This window comes from Kitasatospora sp. NPDC096147, from assembly GCF_044763225.1.
GTDB lineage: Bacteria > Actinomycetota > Actinomycetes > Streptomycetales > Streptomycetaceae > Kitasatospora.
On sequence record NZ_JBIWFX010000001.1, the window covers coordinates 725,280 to 749,230 of the forward strand.

General features: G+C 74.6%; 25 protein-coding genes and 1 pseudogene. 20 read left to right on the plus strand and 6 right to left on the minus strand.

Going from position 1 to position 23,951, the window contains the following annotated elements; all coding sequences use genetic code 11:
• Window positions 1–125 precede the first annotated feature (125 nt).
• The 10 genes and pseudogenes from ACIRBX_RS03000 (at window position 126) to ACIRBX_RS03045 (ending at window position 9,995) form a co-directional block, all read left to right on the plus strand.
• Entirely contained in the window at window positions 126–1,652 is a 1,527-nt protein-coding gene (locus ACIRBX_RS03000) for a hypothetical protein (RefSeq protein WP_402293381.1), read from the plus strand.
• Complete coding sequence (locus ACIRBX_RS03005; protein WP_402293382.1) at window positions 1,649–2,791, plus strand: ARPP-2 domain-containing protein; 1,143 nt, start codon at window positions 1,649–1,651, stop codon at window positions 2,789–2,791. The genes ACIRBX_RS03000 and ACIRBX_RS03005 overlap by 4 nt, the downstream gene beginning before the upstream one ends.
• Window positions 2,792–2,867: 76 nt before the next feature.
• Window positions 2,868–3,086: a hypothetical protein gene (locus ACIRBX_RS03010; RefSeq protein ID WP_402293383.1), complete on the plus strand. Its 219-nt coding sequence runs from the start codon at window positions 2,868–2,870 to the stop codon at window positions 3,084–3,086.
• Between the two features lie 74 nt (window positions 3,087–3,160).
• A complete protein-coding gene (locus ACIRBX_RS03015; RefSeq protein WP_402293384.1) occupies window positions 3,161–4,585 on the plus strand; it encodes a hypothetical protein in 1,425 nt (474 codons plus the stop codon).
• A 155-nt stretch (window positions 4,586–4,740) separates the two neighbouring features.
• On the plus strand, window positions 4,741–5,973 hold the full coding sequence (locus tag ACIRBX_RS03020; RefSeq protein ID WP_402293385.1) for an AAA family ATPase: 1,233 nt from the start codon (window positions 4,741–4,743) through the stop codon (window positions 5,971–5,973).
• Window positions 5,970–7,367, plus strand: a complete 1,398-nt coding sequence (locus ACIRBX_RS03025; protein ID WP_402293386.1) for a VWA-like domain-containing protein — start codon at window positions 5,970–5,972, stop codon at window positions 7,365–7,367. Before ACIRBX_RS03020 ends, ACIRBX_RS03025 begins: the two co-directional genes overlap by 4 nt.
• Window positions 7,368–7,455: 88 nt before the next feature.
• Window positions 7,456–7,872, plus strand: a pseudogene (locus tag ACIRBX_RS03030) (nuclear transport factor 2 family protein); the annotation flags it as partial.
• An 89-nt stretch (window positions 7,873–7,961) separates the two neighbouring features.
• Entirely contained in the window at window positions 7,962–8,807 is an 846-nt protein-coding gene (locus tag ACIRBX_RS03035) for an NAD(P)H-binding protein (protein WP_402293387.1), read from the plus strand.
• A 118-nt stretch (window positions 8,808–8,925) separates the two neighbouring features.
• Entirely contained in the window at window positions 8,926–9,492 is a 567-nt protein-coding gene (locus ACIRBX_RS03040) for a TetR/AcrR family transcriptional regulator (RefSeq protein WP_402293388.1), read from the plus strand.
• Between the two features lie 245 nt (window positions 9,493–9,737).
• A complete protein-coding gene (locus tag ACIRBX_RS03045; protein ID WP_402293389.1) occupies window positions 9,738–9,995 on the plus strand; it encodes a DUF6221 family protein in 258 nt (85 codons plus the stop codon).
• A 21-nt stretch (window positions 9,996–10,016) separates the two neighbouring features.
• Here the strand turns inward: ACIRBX_RS03045 and ACIRBX_RS03050 are convergent, their stop codons facing one another.
• The 5 genes from ACIRBX_RS03050 to tdh form a co-directional block, all read right to left on the minus strand.
• On the minus strand, window positions 10,017–10,907 hold the full coding sequence (locus tag ACIRBX_RS03050) for a Gfo/Idh/MocA family protein (protein ID WP_402293885.1): 891 nt from the start codon (window positions 10,905–10,907) through the stop codon (window positions 10,017–10,019).
• A gap of 385 nt (window positions 10,908–11,292) precedes the next feature.
• Window positions 11,293–12,210 carry a LysR family transcriptional regulator gene (locus tag ACIRBX_RS03055; protein WP_402293390.1) on the minus strand — a complete coding sequence of 306 codons (918 nt, stop codon included), beginning with the start codon at window positions 12,208–12,210 and terminating at the stop codon, window positions 11,293–11,295.
• 595 nt (window positions 12,211–12,805) lie between these two features.
• Entirely contained in the window at window positions 12,806–13,006 is a 201-nt protein-coding gene (locus tag ACIRBX_RS03060; protein ID WP_402293391.1) for a hypothetical protein, read from the minus strand.
• Between the two features lie 526 nt (window positions 13,007–13,532).
• Window positions 13,533–14,741 carry a glycine C-acetyltransferase gene (locus ACIRBX_RS03065; RefSeq protein ID WP_402293392.1) on the minus strand — a complete coding sequence of 403 codons (1,209 nt, stop codon included), beginning with the start codon at window positions 14,739–14,741 and terminating at the stop codon, window positions 13,533–13,535.
• Between the two features lie 34 nt (window positions 14,742–14,775).
• The gene (gene tdh, locus ACIRBX_RS03070; RefSeq protein WP_402293393.1) at window positions 14,776–15,804 is read right to left on the minus strand and encodes an L-threonine 3-dehydrogenase; all 1,029 of its coding nucleotides are present in this window, start codon (window positions 15,802–15,804) and stop codon (window positions 14,776–14,778) included.
• Window positions 15,805–16,141: 337 nt separating this feature from the next.
• Between tdh and ACIRBX_RS03075 the strand changes: the two genes are divergently transcribed.
• The 4 genes from ACIRBX_RS03075 to ACIRBX_RS03090 all read left to right on the plus strand — a co-directional run bounded on the left by ACIRBX_RS03075 (window position 16,142) and on the right by ACIRBX_RS03090 (window position 18,534).
• Window positions 16,142–16,993, plus strand: coding sequence for a carbon-nitrogen hydrolase family protein (locus ACIRBX_RS03075; RefSeq protein ID WP_402293394.1), 852 nt, complete (start codon window positions 16,142–16,144; stop codon window positions 16,991–16,993).
• 72 nt (window positions 16,994–17,065) lie between these two features.
• On the plus strand, window positions 17,066–17,254 hold the full coding sequence (locus tag ACIRBX_RS03080; protein WP_402293395.1) for a hypothetical protein: 189 nt from the start codon (window positions 17,066–17,068) through the stop codon (window positions 17,252–17,254).
• 134 nt (window positions 17,255–17,388) lie between these two features.
• Window positions 17,389–17,976 (plus strand): GNAT family N-acetyltransferase, encoded by a 588-nt coding sequence (locus tag ACIRBX_RS03085; RefSeq protein WP_402293396.1) that lies wholly within the window; start codon window positions 17,389–17,391, stop codon window positions 17,974–17,976.
• An 18-nt stretch (window positions 17,977–17,994) separates the two neighbouring features.
• A complete protein-coding gene (locus ACIRBX_RS03090) occupies window positions 17,995–18,534 on the plus strand; it encodes an Imm21 family immunity protein (RefSeq protein ID WP_402293397.1) in 540 nt (179 codons plus the stop codon).
• A gap of 54 nt (window positions 18,535–18,588) precedes the next feature.
• On the opposite strand, the gene ACIRBX_RS03095 is transcribed toward ACIRBX_RS03090, so the two are convergent.
• Window positions 18,589–19,650 (minus strand): ATP-dependent DNA ligase, encoded by a 1,062-nt coding sequence (locus ACIRBX_RS03095; protein WP_402293398.1) that lies wholly within the window; start codon window positions 19,648–19,650, stop codon window positions 18,589–18,591.
• A gap of 109 nt (window positions 19,651–19,759) precedes the next feature.
• Here ACIRBX_RS03095 and ACIRBX_RS03100 point away from each other — a divergent pair, with 109 nt between their 5' ends.
• From ACIRBX_RS03100 to ligD, 6 genes are all read left to right on the plus strand, one after another.
• Window positions 19,760–20,254, plus strand: a complete 495-nt coding sequence (locus ACIRBX_RS03100; protein ID WP_402293399.1) for a low molecular weight phosphotyrosine protein phosphatase — start codon at window positions 19,760–19,762, stop codon at window positions 20,252–20,254.
• A gap of 196 nt (window positions 20,255–20,450) precedes the next feature.
• Window positions 20,451–20,834 carry a hypothetical protein gene (locus ACIRBX_RS03105; RefSeq protein ID WP_402293400.1) on the plus strand — a complete coding sequence of 128 codons (384 nt, stop codon included), beginning with the start codon at window positions 20,451–20,453 and terminating at the stop codon, window positions 20,832–20,834.
• The gene (locus ACIRBX_RS03110; protein WP_402293401.1) at window positions 20,834–21,922 is read left to right on the plus strand and encodes a hypothetical protein; all 1,089 of its coding nucleotides are present in this window, start codon (window positions 20,834–20,836) and stop codon (window positions 21,920–21,922) included. The genes ACIRBX_RS03105 and ACIRBX_RS03110 overlap by 1 nt, the downstream gene beginning before the upstream one ends.
• 91 nt (window positions 21,923–22,013) lie before the next feature.
• A complete protein-coding gene (locus ACIRBX_RS03115) occupies window positions 22,014–22,421 on the plus strand; it encodes a roadblock/LC7 domain-containing protein (RefSeq protein ID WP_402293886.1) in 408 nt (135 codons plus the stop codon).
• Between the two features lie 32 nt (window positions 22,422–22,453).
• Window positions 22,454–22,828: a hypothetical protein gene (locus tag ACIRBX_RS03120; protein ID WP_402293402.1), complete on the plus strand. Its 375-nt coding sequence runs from the start codon at window positions 22,454–22,456 to the stop codon at window positions 22,826–22,828.
• A gap of 115 nt (window positions 22,829–22,943) precedes the next feature.
• On the plus strand, window positions 22,944–23,939 hold the full coding sequence (gene ligD / locus ACIRBX_RS03125; RefSeq protein ID WP_402293887.1) for a non-homologous end-joining DNA ligase: 996 nt from the start codon (window positions 22,944–22,946) through the stop codon (window positions 23,937–23,939).
• Window positions 23,940–23,951 lie beyond the last annotated feature (12 nt).

Sequence of the window (23,951 nt, forward strand, 5' to 3'; positions counted from 1 at the left end):
CGGACGGCCGGCCGCGGGACTCCGGTGCGACTTCCGGAGCCTTCCTATAACGCAGTGATTCGCAGTTCGCGCCCCCATTCCCCGGCCGGCTCCCCATTCAAGGCCGGCAGCGAGGACGAGAGACCGTGGAGACGTACGGCGACCTGATCGCCGCCGACGACGTACTGCTCTTCGTCAACGCCGCGATCACCGCGACCGGCCAGCGCGAGTTCCATGCCGAGGCGGCCGAGCAGCAGCTCTCGCTCGGCTTCCTGCACGAGTACATGTTGGTCAACTACCGTGGCCCGTACGCCGCTTCGCTCGCGCTGGACATCAACGACCACAATGCCGCGCTGATCGTCCGCCAGCTGCTGGAGACCGCGAAGGACGCCACCGAGGAGCAGCGCCGCACCGAAGGACGGCTGATCGCCCGCCGGCTCGCGCTGCTGCCGCCGCAGCGGGTCTACCGGCTGATCGGCGAGCTGCGCCGGGCCCGGGTGAACAACCGCCGCACCCGGGCCATCCTGCGCGACTGGCTGGCCGCCCGGCCGGACCAGACGCTGGACGCGGTCAAGTACCGGGGCGGGCTCAAGCTGGCCCTCCGGCACCTGCACCTGCGGCCCGCCGAGCCCGAGACCGGGGACTTCCTGTTCGGCAAGGCCGCCCGGCGGGCCGGGCGGTACCGGGCACCGCTGCTGGACGCCTGGACCAGGGCGCACTACGAGCAGGGCGCCCTCTACCAGCTGCCGTACACCGTGGCGGAGGGCTTCGCCGCCAAGCACGGCATCCCGCGGGAGGCCTTCCTCCGGAAGATCGAGCCCCGGATGACGGCCCTGGAGCGGCTCCGGCTCCAGGAATCGGCCCGCCGGACCGGGGCCGCCGAGGTCGCCGCCGACCTGCACCGGATGCCGCTCACCCGGCTCGCGGTCTACGCGCTGGGGCTGCCGACCGCCGACCGGATCGCCCGCCGGGCCGAGCTCACCGACGCGCTGCGCGCCGCCGCTCGCCGCACCGCCGGTACGCAGCAAGGGAGTTGGGGACGGGTCTCGGCGGTGCTGGACGACAGCTTCTCCTCGGCCGGCTCCGGGCAGAAGCGCCGCCGACCGCTGGCTGCCGCCCTGGCCTGCCACTTCCTGCTGGAGGCGCTGGCCGCCGAGGGCGGGTACCGGGCCTTCTGGACCTCGGGTCGCACCGATGCGCTGCTGCTCCACCCGCTCGGCCCGACACCGCTGGGGCGGCGGATCGTGGACGCCCTGGAGACCACGCCCGACCGGCTGGTGATCCTCTCGGACGGCTGGGACAACGCCCCGCCCGGGATGGCCGCCGAGGTGCTGCGGGTCTGGCACACCCGGCTGGATCCGGACCACCGGACCGGCATCGTCCATCTGAACCCGGTCTTCGACGCCGAGACCTTCGACGTCCGCCGCCTGGCCCCGACCGTGCCCACCGCCGGACTGCGGGACGCGGCGGACCTGCCGACCCTGGCCGAGTTCGCCCGGTTCGCCGAAGGGCGCACCGGTATCGGCGAGTTGACCGCGCACCTGGCCCTGCGCATCGAGCGGTTCCTCGACCCCGCACGCGCCGGGGAGCCCGGACCGTCCGGGGACTCAGGGAAGCCCGGGGAGCCTGGGGAACCGTCGCCGGACCCGTCCCGAACGGGAGGAGCGCAGTGAGCACCACCCCCTTCACCCTCACCCTCGACGGGCTGACCACCCGGCCGGCCCAGGTCTGGGGCGGGGTCCGGCTGGTGCCCCTGGTCCGCGAGCAGCCGATCACCGACCTGCGGCTGCGCCAGGAGCTGTACGGCGAGCGCGAGGCCACCGTCACCGCCGGCCCGCAGGCCTACACCGCCTTCCTGCCGCACGGCTTCGTGGCCGACTGGACCCGGGACGGCACCCCGGCCGCCGCCTACGGCACCCAACTCGGCTCCGCCGCACCGGAGTCCGTGCCGCTGGAGCGTCGGCCGGGCCGGCTCGCCCAGCGGGCCGACCGGACCCGGCTGCGCTTCCTCCCGCTCCACCTGGCCCTGGAGGGCTACCTCGCCCTGCACTTCGGCGGGCCCGCCCTGGCCTGGCGCGAGTGGTCGCAGCGCGCGCTGCGGCACGGCCTGTCGCCGCGCGAGGAGGAGGCGTACTGCGGGGCCGCCGTGCGCGGACTCGCCGACGCACTCCGGGTGTTCGAGCTGCACCCGGGCCAGTGCGGCCTGCTGCTGTACGTCGCGGACGCGCTCGCCGCCGCCTTCGTGGTGCCGCACCCGGAGGACTACCGGGCGCTGCACCGGAGCCTGCTGCTCGACCTCTACGGCGACGCGGTGCACCACTACGCACTGCTCTCCGCTCCGGTGCCGGACTTCCGGGCCGATCTCCGCTCCGGCCCGCCGATCCGCTCGCTGACCGAGCTGCGGGCGGCCGTGGGGCAGCAGGAGCATGCCTGGGCGGAGTTCCACGACTCCACGATGGCAGGGGAGTTGCTCGGCGCCGTCTACCGCGGCAGGACGGTGCGCCGGATGGACCGCTTCACGCTGCTGCGCTTCCTGCCCGAGTTCCGCCCCCGGCAGGAGAACCACATCGGGGAGGCGATCACCGACGAGCACGGCCGCCTGGCCTACCTGAAGACCTTCCGCCTCTCCGAGGCCCAGACCAAGCGCGGCCACCTGCTGGACACCCTGGCCGCCCACGACTGGCACCTGACGAACGCCGCCTCCGCCCTCGGCCTGGAGGAGCACCAGCTGGGCCTGCGCCTGGAGTCGGCCGGCTTCGGCCACCTGCTCCGCCAGGACGTCCTCGACCACTACCGCCGTCAGGCCCGCTGAGCTCGTCGCCGGGCGGGCCCGGCCCCGCCCGGAAAACCCCTGGCCCGGCTGCTCCCCGGAATGATGCGATGCCTGGATGGAGAACTCCCCGTGGGACCGGCTACCGCCGCAGGCTCGGATCGAAGCGGACCGGCTGATCGCCGCCGGGCAGCACGTCCGGGCGATCTGGTGGATGCGCGAGTGCTCCGCCGCGCCGAAGCCCGGCATCCACGCATGCCTCGACCTGATCTCGGAGCGCATCCCGGTGGTACGGGGACCGGTGTCGCCCAACCCACTGGCGCCGGACGGGCGGTAGGGGTTACGCTCCCCCACGATGATCACTCACTCCTTCTTCGGATCGGGGGTCTCGTCCACGTTCGGTGAGTGCTGATGGCCACTCACCCCGTGTACGAGGACTCCTACCTCTCCCGCTGGCTGCGCGTGCGCGAGTACGCCGTGCCGCCCGTCATGATCGAGCAGTCCACCGCCCGCCGCGCCGTCGGCGACTGGGCGGGAGCCTGTGCTGCCGCCCACCTGGACGTGGACCTCGATCTACGGACCGTGAACCGGGCCTTCGGCCGCGAGTTCACCGGTCGACTCCGTTCCGATCTCCGCCACCTGGCGCCCGATCTGCTGCGCTGGCACCTGCCCAGGACGGCCCCCGACGGGCTGCTCCGGGCCGGGCTGACGCTCAGCCTGGCCCGGTACCGGCTGCCCGGCCGGTCGGCGCCGGTGCACCTGGTGGCCCGTACCCCGCCCGCCTGGGCGGACGGCGGTCAGCGCTTCTCGCTGGCCCTCTGGGGAGCCGACGACACCGACCCCGGCGTACCGCACCCGCACCTGCGGCCGGACCCGCGCTTCCGGTTCGATCTGCACCGCCACCTCTGGGACGTCCGCCGGACGGCCGAGCTGCCGACCAGGGTCGGCGCTGACCGTCAACCTCCCGATGAGCAGCCCGAGTTGGCGGCCCTGCGGCAGCCCGACCTGGTGGCCATGCGGCAGCCCGAACTGGCGACCGCACGATGGGCCGCCGAAGCAGCGCTGCTGCGGGCGGCCGACGGCTGCCCGGAACACCCGGTGGTAGTGCGGCTCGGCATCCGCCATCGCCGGCTCCTGCTGCCGGACGGTCGGCTGGTCGACGGTGAACCACCGGCAGCCCTGCGGAGGTTCGGCAGCGGAGGGTGGGCTGCCCTGCCCGTGCTGCCCGACGCCTCGACCTGGACGCTGCCGGACCTGCTGCTGCTCCGCAGCGGCGTGATCGACCCCGGCCGGCTCCATCCCCTGGTCGCGTCGGCCCTGGCACCGGGCTACCCCGCCTCACCGCTGCCCCCGTCGGCCACCGTCGCCGGACCACAGCTGGTGGACTGCCAGGGTGCCCGGCACCGGATCGGCCTGGTCGAGGGCGTCCTCAGCGCACTCGATCACGACCCGGCGGAGATCGCCCGGGAGCAGCTGATCGGCGCCCTCGGCGGTCGCCAGCTCCCGTGCCTGGAGACGATCGAGCGGGCCCACCGGCACCCCGAGGAGCTGACCGGCGTCCGGGAGCGCCTGGTGCACGGTGACACCTCCGGCGCGCTGGCCGTGATCGAGGCGCTGCTCGGCCCCGCCGCCCTGCTGCCCCCGGGCAGACTCCGTGAGGAGTTGGAGGCGGCGGCCGAACGGCGCGTCGTGCACGGCCTCCACCGGGCCGACCTGCTGAGCCGCCACCGCCCGACGCCCCGGACCGGTCGGCGGATCGACGGCCGGGTCCGGGTCCGGGGTGACCTTCGGGACCGGCTCCGGAACCGTCCCCGGCTCGCCGCCCTGCCGCGCTGACCCCGGCCGCTCCGACGGCTTCTGCACCTCCTCCGCAGCACTGACCCTCGCTCCGCCCCCGTCCCTGAACCCGAGCCGCACCGGCCGCGCCGCCGCAGGGCTGCCCCCTGCCGCACGAAGACGCCTCGGCTCCCGAATCCCCAAGGTGACCCGCCATGATGACCTCCCCTGCCCCGATGCCCCAACTCGACGTCGCCGAGCAGCTGTTGACGCTGCTCGGCAGCACCACCACCGAGCCCAGGACCGACCCCCAGCTGGAGGCCCTGACCCTGGCCGTGGCCGCCGACCTGCCGGTTCTGCTCTGGGGCGAGCCCGGCATCGGCAAGACCGCCGCCCTCACCCAGCTCGCCGAGACCCTCGACCTGCCGCTGACCACCGTGATCGCCAGCGTGCACGAGCCCTCCGACTTCTCCGGCCTTCCGGTGATCGGCGACGACCCCGCCGTCCAGGGCGTGCCGATGGCCCCACCGGACTGGGCGGTCCGGCTGGTCCGGGCCGGGCGCGGGCTGCTCTTCCTGGACGAGCTCTCCACCGCACCCCCGGCCGTCCAGGCCGCGCTGCTGCGCCTGGTGCTGGAGCGCCGGGTCGGCGCGCTCCGACTCCCGCCCGGCGTACGGATCGTGGCCGCCGCCAACCCGCGCTCCTCGGCTGCCGACGGCTGGGAGCTGAGCGCACCGCTGGCCAACCGCTTCGTCCACCTCCGGTGGACCCACGAGCACGAGGTGGTGGTGCGCGGCTTCGGCGGCACCTGGCCGCGCGCGGTCCTGCCGGCCCTCGACCCGGACGCACTGCCGGAGGCCGTCGCCTTCGCCCGCCGGGCGGTCTGCACGCTGCTGACCGTCCGTCCGGAGCTGGTGCACCGGCTGCCCGACGGCGAGACCCGGCGCGGCGGGCCCTGGCCCTCGCCGCGCAGTTGGGAGATGACGCTCCGTCTGATCGCCTTCGCCACCGCCGCCGGGTCCTCCCGCGAGGTGCTCTCGATGCTGGTGCGCGGCACCGTCGGCGACGGCCCCGGTCTGGAGCTGATGGCCAGCGCGGAGCGGATGGACCTGCCCGATCCGGAGCTGCTGCTGGCCGACCCGGCCGCCGTCGAGCTGCCGCACCGCGGCGACCTGCGGCAGGCGGTGCTGGACGGTGTGGTGGCGGCGGTGCGCAAGCGGCCGACCCAGCAGCGCTGGGACGCCGCCTGGCAGGTGCTGGCCCTGGCGCTGGAGACCGGTGCGCCCGATCTGGTGGTGGTCCCGGCGAACACCCTGGCCTCGCTCCGGCAGGACGGCTGGACGGTGCCCACGATCGTCGACCGCCTGGCCGGGACGGTCCAACTGGCCCAGCGCGCCGACCGCTTGGCGGCCGCCACCGCCAAGGAGGCTGCGGGGGTGGGCCGATGAACAACGCACCGGTCAGCACCTGGCCGACCGACACCGCGCCGATCGACACCGTGCCGCCGCGCCCAAAGCCCGCCCCGCCGAGGCCCCGCCCGCAACCCCACCCCGGCCCGCCGGTAGTGCCGCAACGGCCGGCCACCCCCACGACCCCGACGCCACCGCCCGCACTGGACCTGGAGAAGCTGTACGCCGCCCGCCTGCACGCCGCCCGGGCCCGTCCGTACCTGGCCACCGCGCTGTACGCGCTGCACGTGGTGGAGTCCCGGCGGGTGCCGACCATGGCCGTCGACTCGCACTGGCGCTGCTACGTCTCCCCGTCCTTCGTCGCCAAGACCCCGCTCGCCGACCTGGCCTCGGTCTGGGTGCACGAGGTGTCCCACCTGCTCCGCGACCATCACGGCCGGAGCGAGCGGTACGCCCGGCGCCACGGGCTCACCGGCCCCGCGGAGCGGCTGCGGATGAACATCGCGGCCGATCTGGAGATCAACGACGACGCCTTCGGGGACGGCCTGGTGCAGCCGGCGGGCGCGCTGACGCCGGATCAGCTGGCTCTGGGTGAAGGGCAGTTGATGGAGGAGTACCTGCACTTCGTGGGGCTAGGCAAGCTCACCGAAGCGTGGGCCTGGCTGGACTGCGGCAGCGGCGCCGACGGCCTGGAGCGGGAGTGGGACCTCGGGCCCGGCGGCGCGAACGGGCTGTCCGCGCACGAGCGGGACGCGGTGCGGTTCCGGGTGGCACAGGGCATCAACGGCGCTCCGGGGTCGGCACCCAAGGGCTGGCGGCGCTGGGCCGACGAGGCACTCCACCCGCCGCAGCCCTGGCGGCAGTTGCTCGGTGCGGCGCTGCGCGCGGCCGTCTCCGGCTCCGGCGCGGGCGAGGACTACAGCTACGGCCGACCCGCCCGCCGCTCGGCCGGACTGCCCGGGGTGGTGCTGCCCAGCCTGCGCCGCCGCCCGCCCCGGGTGGCGGTGGTGATCGACACCTCCGGCTCGGTCAGCGACCACGAACTCGGCACCGCCCTGCTGGAGGTGGCCGCGATCACCCGCGCCGTCGGCAACCGCCGGGACCAGGTCTCGGTGATCTCCTGCGACGCCTCGGCGACGCTGGCGCGCACGCTCTGCGAGGACGCGGGCATCCCGCTGATCGGCGGCGGGGGCACCAACCTGCGGGCCGGCTTCACCAGGGCGCTGCGACTGCGCCCGCACCCGGACGTGGTGGTGGTGCTGACTGACGGTCAGACCCCCTGGCCCTCCGCCCCGCCGCCGGCCCGGACCGTGGTCGGCCTCTTCCCGCGCGAACGCCGCCCCGGCTACGACGAGGAGGACCCGGACTACGTCCCGGACCACCCACCGGCCTGGGCCCGCACCGTCGTGCTCGGCTCCTCCTCGGCGGCCTGACCTCGCTTGATAAGCGGACCAGCAGTCCGTATGGTTGCGGCCATGCGGACCGCCGGTCCGCTTCGTCCTGCCGATCGGAGCTGCCTTCATGCCCCCTTCCCCCTCTGCCGAAGAGCTCTACCGCCACGGCCTGCGCCTGCTGCTGGCCCGGGACGTCGCCGGCTGGGTCGACCTCTGGGCGGAGGACGGCGTGATGGAGTTCCCGTTCGCCCCCGAGGGCTGGCCCACCCGGCTGACGGGCCGGGCCGCCGTGGCCGGGTACATGCGGCACTACCCCGACCACGTCGAGCTGCACGACTTCCCGGAGTTGACGGTGCACCGGACCGCCGATCCGGAGACGATCGTGGCCGAGATGCGCGGCACCGGCCGGCTGGTACGGACCGGCGGACCCTTCGAGATGACCTACATCGCCGTGGTCACCGTCCGGGACGGCCGGTTCCAGCACTACCGCGACTACTGGAACCCGCTGGCCGTCCCCCTGCCCGGCGCCGGCTTCGCCGCAGCCGAAGCCGAACCCGAGACCGGGACCGGGGCCGAGACCGAAGTCGGGACCCGGGCCGAGATCACCGGAGCCGACACGAGCGGCGCCGCCCGATGAGCGCCGTCCTGGTCACCGGGGCCACCGGCACCACCGGCCGCCGGGTCAGCGCCGGGCTGGCGGCCGAGGGCCACCGGGTGACGGCGGCCGGACGGGCAGCCTCCCCGGTGGCGGGCGCCCGGGCCGTGACCTTCGACTGGCACCGGCCCGCCACCTGGGCCGGGGCCCTCGACGGTGCGGACCGCGTCTACCTCGTCCCGCCGGTCGGCGACGCCGAACCGGCCGGAGTGATGCTGCCCTTCCTCCGGCTGGCCCGCGAGCACGGGGTGCACCGGGCCGTGCTGCTCGGCTCCTCGGCGATCCCGGCCGGCGGCCCGGCGGTGGGGCGGGTGCACGCCGAACTGCCCGGCCTGTTCCCCGAGTGGGCCGTGCTCCGGCCGTCCTGGTTCATGCAGAACTTCACCGGGTCGATGCCCCACGCCCGCAGCATCCGGGAGGAAGGGGTGATCCGGACGGCCACCGGGAGCGGCCGGGTCGGGTTCGTCGACGCGGACGACATCGCCGCCGTCGCGGTCCGCGCCCTCACCGACCGGACGGTCCCCGGCACCGACCTGGTGCTGACCGGCCCCCGGGCCCTGGGGTACGACGAGGTGGCCACGATCCTCAGCGAGGTGACCGGACGCCCGGTCGCCCACCGGAAACTGACGGTCGACCAGCTGCGGGAGCGCTGGGCCGCCGAGATCCCAGACGAGTTCGCCACCCTGCTGGCCGAGCTCGACCGGTCCATCGCGGCGGGGGCGGAGGACCGCACCACGGACACCGTCCGCCGGGTCACCGGCCGCGATCCGGGCTCCTTCCGCGCCTTCGCCGAACGGGAGCTGGGCCGGACCGCCGGCCACTGACGGCCGGGCCGGGGTGCACGGGCCCCGACGCCGAGCCCCGTGCACTCCGGCCCGGTCGCAGGACGTATCGTCGACTGTTCGCCGGCACCCCGGCCGGCCGGACCCCGGAAGGACCCCCGTGACCCAGCGGACCGAGCGCGCGGACGCGCAGCGCAACCGCGAGGCCGTACTCGCGGCGGCCGACGCCCTGTTCGCCGCGAGCAGCGCCCCGCACGACGTGTCGATGGACGAGGTCGCGGCGGCGGCGGGGGTGGGGAAGGGCACGCTGTTCCGCCGCTTCGGTGACCGGGCGGGGCTGATCGGCGCGCTGATCGAGGCCCGGTTCGGCCCGGTCCGGCAGGCCGTGCTGGCGGCGGCGGAGGGTGCGTCACCGGAGCGACGGGTGCGCGAACTGCTGGACGCCGCCCTCCGCTTCAAGGCCGAGAACCGGCACCTGATGGCCGCCGCCGAGAGCGCCGGGCTCGGCTCCCCGTACCAGGCCGGGCACTACGCGTGGTGGCACACCACCCTGCGCGCCGCCCTGGCCGAGCTGCCGGCCGTCCACGGCCCGGACTTCACCGCCCACGCCCTGCTGGCCGCGATCCGCGCCGACCTGGTGGTCCACCTGATCGACCGTCAGGACGAGACCCCCGACAGCCTGCGCGCCGCGCTGGCCGCCCACCTGGACGACCTGCTCGGCAGCTGACCGGGCACCGGCCCGCGATCGCCGGACGGTGCCGGTCGACCCGACGGCCTGCCGGGCGCACCGGCACGTCCGGCTCGGACCGAGCCCGACGACCAAGCGCCCGGTGATTCCGGCGGCGGCCGGGGCACCGGAGTCCACCTCTCCGCCCCCTCCTCCGGGCGCGGGGATGACCCGACTCGTCGGGCGGGCCGGTCGGGACGGAAATGCCTTGTCCCACGCTGCTGCCCGTAGGCGACGATGACCTCATGGACGACCTCGTCGGATTCCTTCAGCGCCGCATCATGGCCGACAACCACGCCTATGTCGAGGTGGCCCACCGCTTCGGGGGCGACGCCCTGCTCGACAGCCACCTGCCGATGCTCGACCTGGTCGAGATGCTGGCCAGGCAGTACGAGGCGATGGAGCCGGCGGATGCCCGCCGCCCCGGCCTCGCGTACGCGCTCACCGTCCTGGCGCAGTCGTACGACGAGCACCCCGACTACCGCCAGGAGTGGCGTCCGTAGGCCCGGTCGCCGAGGCACCCGCTACCCGCCGATCCGCTCCACGATCAGCTCGCACAGCTCGTGGGTGCGCAGCGCGTCCCGGGCGGACACCGTCCGGCCGGAGCGGACGGCGTCCAGGAAGCCGGTGACGACCTGCTCGATGCCCCGCTGGCGGGCCACCGGCACCCAGTCGCCCCGGCGGCGGACGGTGGGCTGGCCCCGGTGGTCGATCACCTCGGCGAGGTTGTGCACCTCGCGCTTGGAGTCGCCGCCGGAGACCTCGAGGATCTCCTCGGTGGAGCCGGAGAGGCGGTTCATGATGCCGAGCGCGGCGAAGCCCTCGCCCGCCAGGGTGAGCACCACGTGCTCCACCAGGCCCTCCCGGACCCGGGCCCGGACGTCCACGTGCTGGATCTCGCCGGGGACCAGGAAGCGCAGGGTGTCCACCACGTGGATGAAGTCGTCGTAGACCAGGGTGCGGGCGGCCTCCGGCAGGCCCTCGCGGTTCTTCTGCAGCACGATCAGATCGCGCGGACGCTCCTTGGCGAGCAGGTAGCCGGGGGCGTGGCGGCGGTTGAAGCCGACCGCCAGCGAGCGGCCCTCGCGCTCCGCCAGGTCGGTCAACTTCCGTGCGCCGTCCAGGTGGTAGTCCAGCGGCTTGTCCACGTAGACGTCGATCCCGGCCTCCAGCAGGGCCGTCACGATCGGCACGTGCTGGTCGGTGCTGGCGTGCACGAAGGCGGCCCGCAGGCCGCTGTCGATCAGCTCGCCGAGATCGGTGAAGCGGGCGTCGATCCGGTGGGTGTCGCCGATCCGGTCGAGCTTGGCCCGGTCCCGGGTCATCAGCCGCAGGTCCAGGCCCGGCAGGGCGGTGAGCACCGGGAGGTACGCCTTCTGCGCGATGTCCCCGAGCCCGATCACCCCGACCGGCAGGGAGGGGACGGACTGACCGGCGGCGGGCTGGCTCATCGGCGGCGCTCCTGTGCGTCTGGTGCCGGCGTACGTCCGGTACCGGGGTACGCCTGACGGCGGCTCACGGCCGCCGCCCCGGCGGGGCGCGGCCACACCGGCAGCATATCGAGAGCCCCGGCCGGCCCTCCCGACCCGGCTCCGGTACCGCACCGGCCGTCAGCGCGGGCTGCGGGCGGCTCCGGAGCAGCCGGAGCCTCAGGCGGGCCGGGCGGAGGCGGGAGCCGTGGCCGGGCCGTGGCCCGAGGACCGTGAGCGGCCTGCCGGCAGCACGCACCTGGACGGGCCGTAGACGGCACGAGCCCCGGCGGCCCGGGAGCTGCCCACCCGGGGAGGACCGGACGCGGTGTCAGTCCGTCCCGAGCCCCGCCGCCGCCGTGGTCAGTGCGGCCAGCACCGGGCGCACCAGCGGGTGCCGCTCCGCCCCGGTCCGGACCGCCGCGAACACCTTCCGGGTGGCCAGCGCACTGTCCACCGGCCGGACCGCCACCGCGCCCAGGTCGACCCCGCGCAGCGCCGAGCGCGGCACCAGGGCGACCCCGGCCCCGGCCGAGGCGAGCGCGACCACGGCGCGGAAGTCGTCCGAGGAGTGCACCAGCCGGGGCTGGAAGCCCGCGTACTCGCAGGCCAGCAGGACCACGTCGTGGCAGGGGTTGCCCGGGTACGGGCCGATCCACGGCTCGGCGGCCAGCTCGGCCACCGCGATCGGCCCGGTGCCGCCGGTCAGCCGGTGGCCGAGCGGGAGCACCGCCTCGAAGGGCTCGGCGTACAGCGGTACCCGGGTGAGCCGCTGGTCGTCGGCCCTCGGGGCGCCCCGGTACTCGACGGCGAGGGCGATGTCGGCCCGGCCGTCCAGCACCATCGGCAGGCTGGCGTCGCCCTCCGCGTCCAGCACCCGCAGCCGGACACCGGGGGCGCCGGAGGCCAGGTCGGCGATGGCGGGGGCGAGCACCAGGGCGATCCCGGTGGCGAAGGCGGCCACCGTCACCTCACCGGCCACGCCCTCCTGGTAGGCCGCCAGATCGGCCTCGGCGCGCTCCAGTTGGGCCAGCACCAGATCGGCGTGGAGCAGCAGGATCTCCCCGGCGGCGGTCAGCCGGACGCCCCGGCCCTCCCGCGCCAGCAGGTGGTGCCCGGTCTCCTGCTCCAGCGCGGCGAGCTGCTGGGACACGGCGGAGGGGGTCAGGTAGAGCGCGGCCGCGGCGGCCGTCACCGTCCGGTGGTCGGCGACGGCCCGAAGGGTCCGCAGCCGTCTTGCGTCGATCACCCCGCCATTCTGCCAGCGCGGCCCGGGCACTCCGGTCACACCCGCCCCGGGCCGCCCTGTCACCCCTCGCGGCGGGTGATCTCCGTTACCCGGCGGGGGCGATTCCGTGACCGCCTGACGGGTACTCAGTTGTCCGTGCACACTGCGACACTCGTGCCACGGACCGCCACCACGCCCCGTAGTGGTGACCGGTCCCGGTGTGTATCGTCACAACCCGCGATCAGCTGCGTCCCACGGCGCGGTTGGCCGACCGTGCACGGAGCAGCTGGGGGGCGGCATCCATGGCCATCGACATTCCGGGCGAACTCCAGACCGTGATGAGACTGCTCGGCCTGAACTGGCCCGGGGCGAACGAGGACGAGCTGCTCGAACTCGCCAACCAGCTGACCAAGTTGGCCTCCGCCCTGGACAACGTCCAGCTGGCCGGGGACAAGGCGCTGGCCGAGTTGGGCGAGGTCTACCAGGGCGCCTCGGCCGATCAGCTGGCCGCGCTCTGGAAGACCTACTCCACGTACTCCGGCATGGTGGTCGACGGCTGCCAGCTGGTGGCCACCGCCCTCAAGGGCGCGGCCCTGGTGGTCGAGGTCTGCAAGGGTCAGACGCTCATCCAACTGGTCAACATACAGGCCCAGTTGGCCGCCTCGTCGGCCACCTTCGGGCTGAGCACGGCGGCGGTCATCGCGATGGGGCGGGAGATCGTCGCGCGGCTGCTGGACGAGGCGGTGCAGCAGCTCGCCCAGGCGCTGGCGAAGCCGATCGCCGACCTGGCCGAGCTGGTGGTCGCGCAGGTGGTCAACCCCGGCGGGGGCGGCGGCCCGGGGGGCGGCTTCCGGGTGGATCCGGGCGCGCTGGCGGCCTGCGCCGCGGTGCTGCGCCGGCACGCCGACGACCTGGACTCCTCGGGCAGTTCCTTCCGCAGCGTCGTGCAGGGCCTGGACATGGGCAATCCCTCGGACGCCTTCGGCAAGCTGGCTGTGGCCGTCGCCGAGCAGGTGCTGAAGACCGTCGGGACGGAGGTGCTCCAGCGCGTCCTCGGCTCCTTCACCGGGACCGCCGACAAGATGGACACCGTCGTACGGAACCTCACCGAGAACGAGGACGAGCAGACCCGGGCGCTGAACGGCGGCTTCGCCCAGCTGGCCGGCGGCTACGGCGCCGCCCCGGCCGGACCGCGGTTGGCCGGGCTGACCGGCGGTAGCGCGACGGGCCCGGACGGCGCCGCCCGTCCCGCCGCCGGGGTGAGCGGGCCGGGCTCCCTGGCCGCAGCGGCGGGTCCCGCCGGCGGTGCCGGACGGGACCCGGGCCTGGCGGCCTTCGACGCGTTACGCCCCCGGCTGGGCGGCCTGCTCGGCGGCAAGGGCGGCGCGGGCGTCCACGAACGCGGCGACGGCTCGCTCGACGTCCTCGGCGGAGTGCGCGGCGGACAGCTGCACGCGAATCCGGGCCTGCCCGTGCGGAACGACCGGGAACGAGAAGCCGATCACGTAGACGCCCCGCTCCAGCAGCAGTTCGGCCAGCCGGCCGGCCTCGGCCGCGTCCCCGATCATGACGGGGGCAATCGGGTGGGTGCCGGGAAGAATGTCGAAGCCGGCCTGGGTCATCCGGCTGCGGAACAGCGCGGTGTTGGCGGCCAGCCGGTCCCGCAGGTCCCCGGAGTGCTCCACCAGGTCCAGCACGGTCAGGCTCGCGGCGGCGATCACCGGGGCCAGGGAGTTGGAGAACAGGTACGGGCGGCTGCGCTGGCGCAGCAGCGCCACGATCTCGGCGCGCGCCGCGACGTAGCCGCCCGAGGCCCCGCCGAGCGCCTTGCCGAGGGTGCCGGTGATGATGTCGACGCGGTCCCGGACCCCGTGCAGTTCCGGGGTGCCGGCGCCGTGCTCGCCGACGAAGCCGACGGCGTGTGAGTCGTCGACCATGACCATCGCGTCGTAACGGTCCGCCAGGTCGCAGATCTCCCGCAGCGGGGCGATGTAGCCGTCCATGGAGAACACGCCGTCGGTGACGATCAGTCGGCGGCGGGCGTCCTGGGTGTCCTGGAGCTGCTTCTCCAGGTCGGCCAGGTCGCGGTTGGCGTAGCGGTGGCGGCGGGCCTTCGAGAGCCGGATGCCGTCGATGATGCTGGCGTGGTTGAGCGCGTCGGAGATGACCGCGTCCCGGTCGTCCAGCAGGGTCTCGAAGACGCCGCCGTTGGCGTCGAAGCAGGAGGAGTAGAGGATGGTGTCCTCCTGGCCGAGGAAGGCCGAGAGGCGGTCCTCCAGCTGCTTGTGCACGTCCTGGGTGCCGCAGATGAAGCGGACCGAGGCCATGCCGTAGCCCCAGCGGTCCAGCGCCTCCTTGGCCGAGGCGAGCACGGCGGGGTGGTCGGCCAGGCCGAGGTAGTTGTTTGCGCAGAAGTTCAGCACCTCGGCGCCGCCGGTCACCTGCACGGCGGCGTTCTGCGGGGTGCCGATGACCCGCTCCGGCTTGAACAGACCGGCCTCGCGGATCTCGGTCAGGGTGGCGCTGATGTCGCTGCGGACGTTCTCGAACACGAGAGGGGACTCCTACCTGAGAGCTGAGAGGGGGTCAGACGGTCCAGTCGAGGATGATCTTGCCGCAGCGGCCGCCGGCCGCCTCGTCGAACGCCGCCTCGAAGTCGGCCGCCGGGTACCGGTTGGTGATCACCGGGCTGAGGTCGAGGCCGCCCTCCAGCAGGACCGACATCGCGTACCAGGTCTCGAACATCTCCCGGCCGTAGATGCCCTTGATGGTGATCATCGAGGTGACGATCCGGGCCCAGTCCACCGCGAAGTCGTCGGCGGGCAGGCCGAGCATGGCGATCTTCCCGCCGTGCGTCATGTTGGCGATCATCGACTGCATCGCCTCGGGGCGGCCGGACATCTCCAGGCCGACGTCGAAGCCCTCGCGCATGCCGAGCTGCTTCTGGCCCTCCTCGATGGTGTGCTCCGCGACGTTCAGCGCCAGCGTGACGCCCACCTTGCGGGCCAGGTCCAGGCGGTAGGGCGAGACGTCGGTGATCACCACGTTGCGCGCGCCGGCGTGCTTGGCCACGGCGGCGGCCATGATGCCGATCGGGCCCGCGCCGGTGACCAGCACGTCCTCGCCGACCAGCGGGAAGGAGAGCGCGGTGTGCACCGCGTTGCCGAACGGGTCGAAGATGGCGGCCACGTCCAGGTCGACCGGCACCCGGTGCACCCAGACGTTGGAGGCGGGCAGCGCCACGTACTCGGCGAAGGCGCCGTCCCGGTTGACCCCGAGGCCGACCGTGTTGCGACAGAGGTGGCGGCGGCCGGCCAGGCAGTTGCGGCACTTGCCGCAGACCAGGTGGCCCTCACCGCTGACCAGGTCGCCGACGGCGACGTCGGTGACGCCCGCACCGATCTCGGCCACCTCGCCGACGAACTCGTGACCGATCGTCATGGGGGTCTTGATGGTCTGCTGGGCCCAGCCGTCCCACGCGCGGATGTGCAGGTCGGTCCCGCAGATGCCGGTCCGCAGCACCTTGATCAGCACGTCGGTGGGGCCGATCTCCGGCACGGGGACGTCGGTCAGCCAGAGCCCGGGCTCGGCGTTCTGCTTGACGAGTGCCTTCACGGCGACGGCTCCTGACGCACGGTGGGACGGATGCGGGCGTGCCGGTGCGGCCGGAGCACGGCTGGTCGCCGGGGCCGCGCGGGCACTGTGCAATCTGCCTGCTCGGCGGCGTTCCGGTCCATCGAGGAATTCTTAACGGCCGCCACAGCTCGGCTTCACGATCGTGCCCGAGGCGCACTCCCGCACCGCTCCGCCGTGCCGGGGATCACCCGGACGCGGTACGGCCGCGCACCACCGCCCGACACTCCGTCAGGTCGGCTACCGCCCGCCCCACCCACAGCCGTAGCACCCGAAGCCCCTTCTCTCCCCTTACCACCGCCTGCTAGGTTGGCGGTCCATGGACGATCTCCGTGAGCTGCCCACCACCCCCCTCACCCTGAGTGCCGGTCAGGCCCCCTGCGTCCCGCTGGACGTCCCCGCCAACGTGACCACCGCCGCCGGGCTGGTCCGCCGGGCCGCCGCCGAGGGCTCGCGCCTGCTGGTGCTGCCCGAGCTCTTCCTCACCGGCTACGAACTCGCCGGCATCACCGCCGCCGCCGACACCCTGCCGCTGCGCCCCGACGACCCCCGGCTCGACCCGCTGGCCGCCGCCTGCGCCGAGACCGGCACCGCCGTGGTGGCCGGCGCCCCGACCCGCGATGCCGAGAGCGGCCGACTCCGGATCTCCGTCCTGGTGTTGGGACGGGACGGCCGCTTCGTCACGCAGTACGACAAGCAGCACTCCACGCCGAACGAGCGCGCCGCCGGCTTCTCCCCCGGCACCCGGGGTGCCAGCCTCACCCTGGACGGCTGGCGGCTCGGCCTCGGCATCTGCTGGGACCTCGGCTTCCCCGAGCACGCCCGGGCCGCCGCCCTCGACGGCGCCCACGCCTACCTGCTCGGCGCGATGCTCGGCCGCGGCAGCGGCGCCCACCAGCGCGCCACCGTGCTGCCGGCCCGGGCCCTCGACAACACCTGCTACGTGCTGCTCGCCAACCACTGCGCGGCCAGCGGCCCGTACCACGGCTGCGGCGGCAGTGCGGTCTGGGCCCCCGACGGCACCCTGCTCGCCGAGGCCGGCGAAGGCCCGACCGTGCTCACCGTCACCCTCGACCCGGCCGTGCTGGCCGCCGCCCGTGAGGAGGACCCGGTGCTCGCCGACCCCTCCCTGCGCGCGCCCGTCCTCCCCCGGACCTCCACCCCCGTTTGAGACTTCCGGCCCCGTCCCGGGCTCCCGGCCGGTGAAACCTTCACTGCGAAGTTCAATGGAAGACTCGAAGGCATGCGATTCCACCTCGAAGTCGACCTGTCCGACCCCGCCGTCCTGGCCGACGCCCACGCCGAACTCGGCCGCATCCTCCGCTACTGGGCCGGCAACCTCCACCACTACCCCCTGGAAGCCGGCGTCCAGGAGACGATCACCGACTCCGCCCACCGCCCGGTCGGCACCTGGCACTACACCCTGACGTAGCGTCAGCCGGTGCTCCTGCCCCCACCTCCGCCGCCCACCGCCGCCCGGAGGCGGCCCGGCCATCCACCGCAACGACCGGGCCGCCGAGGGAAAACGGCTTGGCGGTACCCCGGTCGCTTGAGCATGATCGGGCGATGGAGACCCCCGAGACCCCCCGGCGCGTGATCCGCGTCGACGCCGAACTGACGCTGCGCGCCTACCAGCCCGCCGACCTGCCCGAGCTGCGGAAGGTGGTCGAGGAGTCCCTCGACCACCTCGTGCCGTGGATGCCCTGGGCCTCCGACGACACCCCGGAGCGCACCGCCGAGTTCGTCGACTCCCGTGCGGAGAAGTGGGAGAACGGCACCGACTACACCTACGCCATCGTGCTGGACGGCGCGATCGCCGGCTCCACCGGGCTCTTCCGCCGCGAGGGCGATCCGGCGGAGCGCCGCGAGATCGGCTACTGGCTGCACCCCGCCGCCACCGGCCGGGGCGTCGTCTCCCGCGCCGCCCGCGCCCTGACCGTCGAGGCGTTCCGCCTCCCCGAGGTGGCCTACGTCGAGATCGTCCACGACGACGCCAACCGGGCCAGCGGCGCCGTCCCGGCCCGCCTCGGCTTCACCGACCTCGGCACCGTCCCGTCCGAGAAGCTCGCCCCCGCCGACACCGGCGCCGACCGCCACTGGCGCCTGACCCGCGATCAGCTCCCCACCCTGACCGGCACCTCCCCGCAGGGCTAGGGGTGCGACCATGACCGGATGACCCGATCCCCCCGGCCCCGGCAGATCGACCCTCGGCAGCGAACACCGGCACCCACCCCGACGCCGACCTGGCTCGACCGGACCGACTCCGCGCGCTACGCCCTCCTCCCCGAGCACCTGGTGTCCCGGTGGACCGGCGAGGAGGCGTACGACGCCGCCGGCGAGTACGCGGCGTCCGTCCGGCTCGACGACCACGACGTGGTCGTGCTCGGCGGGGAACCGCTGCCGGTCACCTGGATCGCCGACCACCTGGTCTTCGCCCGCTGGATCGCGGCCGACGACGACCGCTCGCTGCTCCCCACCGTGGAGCGGGCCCTGGCGACCGGTGTCTGGGAGGACGCCGTCACGCTCCGGCTCGGTGGCCGCTACGTGCTGACCGACGCCGGCTACGACGGCGAGCACATCCTCGGTCTCGACCGGGCCGATCCGCCGGAGCTCCTCCGGCTGACGGTCCCGGCCGGGCGCTACCTGCTCCGGTCGCTGGTGGTCGATCCCGACGCCGAGTACTACCTGGAGCACCTGCTCCCGCTCGATTGACCCGCCGTCAGCCGCCGACAGCACCTCAACTGCGGCCGTCCGGCTGACCCGCCGTCAGCCGCGCAGCACGTCCGCCAGGTCGTAGCCGACCGGCTCCTCCAACTGCTCGTAGGTGCAGGACTCCGGGGTGCGGTCCGGGCGCCAGCGCTTGAACTGGGTGGTGTGGCGGAAGCGGGTGCCCTCCATGTGGTCGTAGCCGACCTCGCAGACCCGCTCGGGGCGCAGCGGGACCCAGGAGAGGTCCTTGCCGCCGGTCCACCGGCTCTGGCCGCCGGGCAGCCGGGCCGCCGCCTGGGCGCTCTCCTCGCGCCAGGCCGCCCAGGGGTGGTCCGCACCCTCCGGCAGCCGCAACGCGGCCAGCTCCTCGGCGAGTTCGGCCCGCCGCTTCATCGGGAAGGAGGCGCTGACCCCGACGTGCTGGAGCTGGCCGTCGGCGTCGTAGAGGCCGAGCAGCAGGGAGCCGACCACCGGGCCGCTCTTGTGCTCGCGGTAGCCGGCCAGCACGCAGTCCGCCGTCCGGGCGTGCTTGATCTTGTACATCGACCGGGCCCCGGGCTGGTAGGGCTGGTCCAGCGGCTTGGCCACCACCCCGTCCAGCCCGGCCCCCTCGAACCGGCCGAACCAGAGCTGCGCCAGCTCCGGATCGGTGGTCGCGGGCGCCAGGTGGACGGGGGGCCGGGCCCCGGCCAGCGCGCGCTCCAGCTGCGCCCGGCGCTCCGTCAGCGGGAGCCCGTCGTACGCCCGGTCGCCGAGGGCGAGCAGGTCGAAGGCGACGAAGGAGGCGGGGGTGCGTTCGGCCAGGGTGCGGACCCGGGAGGCGGCGGGGTGGATCCGCTCCAGCAGTTCCTCGAAGTGCAGCCTGCCGTCGTGCGCGATCACGATCTCGCCGTCCAGCACGCAGCGCGGCGGCAGCTCGGCCCGGACCGCCTCGACCAGCTCGGGGAAGTACCGGGTGAGCGGCTTGCCGGTGCGGCTGCCGATCTCGACCTCGTCGCCGTCCCGGAAGACCACCGCCCGGAAGCCGTCCCACTTGGCCTCGTACTGCATCCCGGCCGGGATCCTCGTCACCGCCTTCGCCAGCATCGGCGAGACCGGCGGCATCACTGGCAGCTCCATGCTCCGATCCTGGCGCCCCGTCAGCCGACCTGCGCGCCGGGCACGGCCGGGCGGGCGGATATGCTCCGTACACGGGGAGTCGGAGCACGCACCGCGAGAGGCGGCCACCATGACCAAGCCCACCGGCCCCACCACTCCCGCCACCCCCGCCCCGGCCGGGCGGCCGGACCCGTCCGCCCGTCCCCGCCGGGTCCTGGTGGTCTGCAAGGGCAACATCTGCCGCAGCCCGGCCGCTGCCGCGCTGCTGGCGGCCCGCTCGCCCGACCGTCCCGAGGTCCGCTCGGCCGCCACCACCTCCTGGCACCTGGGCGAGCCCGCCGACCCGCTGATGGTCCAGACCATGGCGCGAATCGGGTACGACCTGTCCGGGCACCGGGCGGCCCTGCTCACCGCCGAACTGGTCGACTGGGCCGACGAACTGATCGCGGTCGACACCGAGACCACCCGGGCCGTCCGCCGGCTGGCCGGACCGGCCCGGACCGTGCACCAGCTCTCCGACCAGGGCATCTTCGACCCCTGGGGCGGCCCGCCGGACGACTTCGCCCGCACGGTGCGCGAGATCGAGGCCGCGCTCGGGCCGCACCACCGCCCCGCGCCCGCCTGAGCATTCGTCAGACCATCCCACTATCACGCGGGTTGGCCGCACGGAGGGATTCGGGCATATGCCCGACGAGTATGACGGATTCCTTCCCGCAGCCGCCCCGGCCGGGCTAGCGTTACGTCCCGCAGAGGTTACCGCGAGTGAGCGCGGTACCGCAGGCGTGCTCTTCGACGGGTGCGCGGGAGGGATGTGCTGCCCGGTGCCGGGAATCGATGACTGCCTCGCCGAGGCCATGGGCGTGCCGGGCGCGCTCGGGGTCAGCCTGGTCGACTGGACCAGCGGCCTCGCCCTCGGCACCGCCGGGGAGGGCCCCGGCGGTGACCACGAGGCCGGTGCGGCGGACGCCACCGAGCTGGCCCGGGCCGTCACCCAGGGCGCCTCGTTCACCGACCCGGCGGCCGGCACCGCCCCCGCCGAGGACCTGATCCTCAGCTCGGCCGGCGCCTACCACCTGGTCCGCTTCCTGGAGACCGACTTCGACAGCAGCCTGATCCTCTACCTCCGGCTGGACCGCGAACGGGCCAACCTCGCCATGGCCAGGCTCCGACTGGCCGCCATCGCCGATCAGTTGGTGCTGGACTGATGCCGTACACCAGGCCCGTGGAGGCCGTCCGCCTGCCCCGCCGCCGCCGCTCCGGCTGCGCGCCGGCCACCCCGTTCGAGCACGAGCTGACCGAGCTGGCCGCCCGCCGGGCCACCGGGGTGCTCAGCGGGGAGCACGGCCGGGTGCACCTGGCCCAGGGCGCCGTGGTCTACGCCGAGAGCCACAGCGCACCCGGCGTCGAGGCCCTGCTGACCGGCTGCGGCCGGATCGCCTCCGCCGAGTGGGCCTCGCTGCTGGGCAGTTGCTCCGCCACCGGCCGCCCGCTGGCCGAACTACTGCTCCGCACCGGCCTGGTGACCCGCAGCGAACTGCAACTCTGCCTGACCACGGCCGTGTTGGACGCCGCCTTCTTCGCCCTCGGCCCGGCCGGCCGCCGCCCGGTGTTCATCCCCTCGGCGGCCCCGCTCTTCGCCCTCACCCGACCGCTGACGGTCCGCGAGCTGCGCGCGGCGGTCGGCCGCCGCCGCGCCCTGCTGGACCGGGTCTGGCCCGCACCGCAGGGCGAGCACGGCCCGGTGCTGCGCCGCCGCACCGGCGGCGGCCCGGTCCGCGGGTGCACCCTGCGCCGCCGGGCCGTGCTGGAGGCGGCCGACGGACTGCGCACCCCGTCCGAGATCGCCCTGCTGCTCGGGCGCTCCGCCTTCACCACCCTGCTCGACCTGCGCCACCTGGCGGCCGGCGGCCTGCTCGAAGCCCCCGCCACGACTCCCGTCCCGCTCCCGGCCACCGGCCTGACGCCCGCCGTCACCCCGGTCATCCCGGTCATTCCCACGGTGCCCGCCGCGCCCCCCGCTCCCCCGCGCCCGGCCACACCTCCCCCCGGCACGCCCCGCCCGGCGGCCCCCACCGCCTCCCCCTCCCGGCCGGTGCCCTCGGTACCGCCGCCCCGCTCCGCGCCGCCGGCCCCCACTCCACCGGTGCCCGTCGTCCCGGTGATCACCTCACTGCCGACGGCGACGGCCCCCGGACGGACCCCGGTCACGCAGCCAACCCCCGCGTACGACCCGTCAGATCCGCACGTCGCTCTGCTGCTCCGCATCCGAGCCGGCCTGGAGGCCCGACTGTGACTTGCCCGCCCACCCCGACCGCCCGGTCGTCCCGTCCCTCCGAGTCATGAAGCGCACCTTGCGACAGTTCACGGCCCGGAAGCCACCCGTCATGATCGACCCGGCGGCACTCGCCGACCCCGGCCTACAGGCCGAACTGCACGGGCTGCGGGCCCGGGTGCCGCACCTGACCGGCAGTCTGATCGCCACCACCGACGGCCTGGTGGTCGCGCACGACGCCGCGACCCTGGAGCCCTCCGGCGTGGCCGCGCTGACCGCCGCCGCGCTCGGCGTCGGCGCCCGGCTGGCCGAGGCCACCGGCCAGGGCGAGTTCCGCGAGCTGATCACCCGGGGCGAGCGCGGCTACACCGCCACCTACGCCGCCGGGGCCTACGTGGTGCTCACCCTGCTGGCCGGACCGGACGCCAACCTGGGCCGGCTCCACCTGGAGGCCCGCCGGGCCGGACAGCGGATCGCCGACCTGGCCGACCTCGCACTCGAACGCAACCCCCGTCCCTGACGCCCGTTCACCCACCTTCCAAGGAGAACACCATGGCCACCACCGAGACCGCCCTGAAGGACATCATGAGTTCGATCGAGGGCGCCATCGGCGTCGCCCTGGTCGACTACACCAGCGGCATGGCCCTCGGCACCCTGGGCGGCAGCGCCGAGCTGGACCTGAACGTCGCCGCCGCCGGCAACACCGACGTGGTGCGCGCCAAGGTCCGGGCGATCGAGCTGCTCGGCCTCAAGGAGGCCATCGAGGACATCCTGATCACCCTCAGCAGCCAGTACCACCTGATCCGCCCGCTCACCAACCGCTCGGGCAAGGGCCTCTTCCTCTACCTGGCGATCGACAAGGGCCGGGCCAACCTCGCGATGGCCCGCCACCAGCTCAAGCGCGTCGAGGCCGAGCTGGAGGTCTGACGCCCCGTCCGTCCCCGGTCCCCCCGGTCCGTCCCCCGGCGCCACTCCCGGCCCGCCCCGCAGGCGCGGGCGGGCCGGGCCGCCTAGCGTGGGCCGCATGGCGAGCAGCACGGCGATCGAACTGGACGTGGACGGCCGCGCGGTGCGGCTCTCCAACCCGGACAAGGTGTACTTCCCGGAGCACGGCTACACCAAGCGGGACGTCGCCGAGTACTACCTGGCGGTCGCCCCCGGCGCACTGCGCGGGCTGCGCGAGCGGCCGACCACGCTCCAGCGCTTCCCGGACGGCATCGAGGGCGAGTCCTTCTACCAGAAGCGCGCCCCGAAGAACGTGCCCGACTGGCTGCCCACCGCCCGGATCGCCTTCCCCAGCGGGCGCACCGCCGACGAGATCTGCCCGACCGAGGCCGCCGCCGTGCTCTGGGCGGTCAACCTCGGCTGCCTCACCTTCCACCCCTGGCCGGTCCGCCGCGCCGACACCGAGCACCCGGACGAACTGCGGATCGACCTCGACCCGCAGCCCGGCACCGACTTCGCCGACGCCGTCCGGGCCGCGCACCTGCTCCGCGAGGTGCTGGCCGAGCACGGCCTGCGCGGCTGGCCGAAGACCTCCGGCGGGCGCGGCCTGCACGTCTACGTCCCGATCGTGCCGGAGTGGACCTTCGCCGAGGCCCGCCGCGCCGTGATCGCACTCGGCCGCGAGCTGGAGCACCGGGTGCCGGACCGGGTGACCACCAACTGGTGGAAGGAGGAGCGCGGTCCGCGGATCTTCGTGGACTACAACCAGATGGCCCGGGACCGCACCATCGCCTCCCCCTACTCCGTCCGCCCGCGCCCCGGGGCCACCGTCTCCACCCCGCTGCGCTGGGAGGAGCTGGACTCCGTCTCCCCCGCCGACTTCACCATCCGCACCGTGCCCGCCCGGTACGCCGAGATCGGCGACCCGCACGCCGACCTCGACGAGCACGCCTTCCGCCTCGACCCGCTGCTCGCGCTGGCGGACCGTCAGGCCGCCGACCACGGCGTCGGCGACCTCCCCTACCCGCCCGACCACCCGAAGGTGGCGGGCGAACCGCCCCGGGTCCAGCCCAGCCGGGCCCGGAAGCACTGACACCCGCGCCGG

Bases quoted from the DNA above. Each gene is read 5' to 3' on its own strand.
- ACIRBX_RS03100 (WP_402293399.1), top strand. From the start codon at position 19,760: ATGACCAAGCCCACCGGCCCCACCACTCCCGCCACCCCCGCCCCGGCC.
- ACIRBX_RS03110 (WP_402293401.1), top strand. From the start codon at position 20,834: ATGCCGTACACCAGGCCCGTGGAGGCCGTCCGCCTGCCCCGCCGCCGC.
- ACIRBX_RS03080 (WP_402293395.1), top strand. From the start codon at position 17,066: ATGCGATTCCACCTCGAAGTCGACCTGTCCGACCCCGCCGTCCTGGCC.
- ACIRBX_RS03120 (WP_402293402.1), top strand. From the start codon at position 22,454: ATGGCCACCACCGAGACCGCCCTGAAGGACATCATGAGTTCGATCGAG.
- ACIRBX_RS03095 (WP_402293398.1), bottom strand. From the start codon at position 19,650: ATGGAGCTGCCAGTGATGCCGCCGGTCTCGCCGATGCTGGCGAAGGCG.
- ACIRBX_RS03085 (WP_402293396.1), top strand. From the start codon at position 17,389: ATGGAGACCCCCGAGACCCCCCGGCGCGTGATCCGCGTCGACGCCGAA.
- ACIRBX_RS03035 (WP_402293387.1), top strand. From the start codon at position 7,962: ATGAGCGCCGTCCTGGTCACCGGGGCCACCGGCACCACCGGCCGCCGG.
- ACIRBX_RS03010 (WP_402293383.1), top strand. From the start codon at position 2,868: ATGGAGAACTCCCCGTGGGACCGGCTACCGCCGCAGGCTCGGATCGAA.
- ACIRBX_RS03075 (WP_402293394.1), top strand. From the start codon at position 16,142: ATGGACGATCTCCGTGAGCTGCCCACCACCCCCCTCACCCTGAGTGCC.
- ACIRBX_RS03020 (WP_402293385.1), top strand. From the start codon at position 4,741: ATGATGACCTCCCCTGCCCCGATGCCCCAACTCGACGTCGCCGAGCAG.
- ACIRBX_RS03025 (WP_402293386.1), top strand. From the start codon at position 5,970: ATGAACAACGCACCGGTCAGCACCTGGCCGACCGACACCGCGCCGATC.
- ACIRBX_RS03045 (WP_402293389.1), top strand. From the start codon at position 9,738: ATGGACGACCTCGTCGGATTCCTTCAGCGCCGCATCATGGCCGACAAC.
- ACIRBX_RS03090 (WP_402293397.1), top strand. From the start codon at position 17,995: ATGACCCGATCCCCCCGGCCCCGGCAGATCGACCCTCGGCAGCGAACA.
- ACIRBX_RS03115 (WP_402293886.1), top strand. From the start codon at position 22,014: ATGATCGACCCGGCGGCACTCGCCGACCCCGGCCTACAGGCCGAACTG.
- ACIRBX_RS03015 (WP_402293384.1), top strand. From the start codon at position 3,161: ATGGCCACTCACCCCGTGTACGAGGACTCCTACCTCTCCCGCTGGCTG.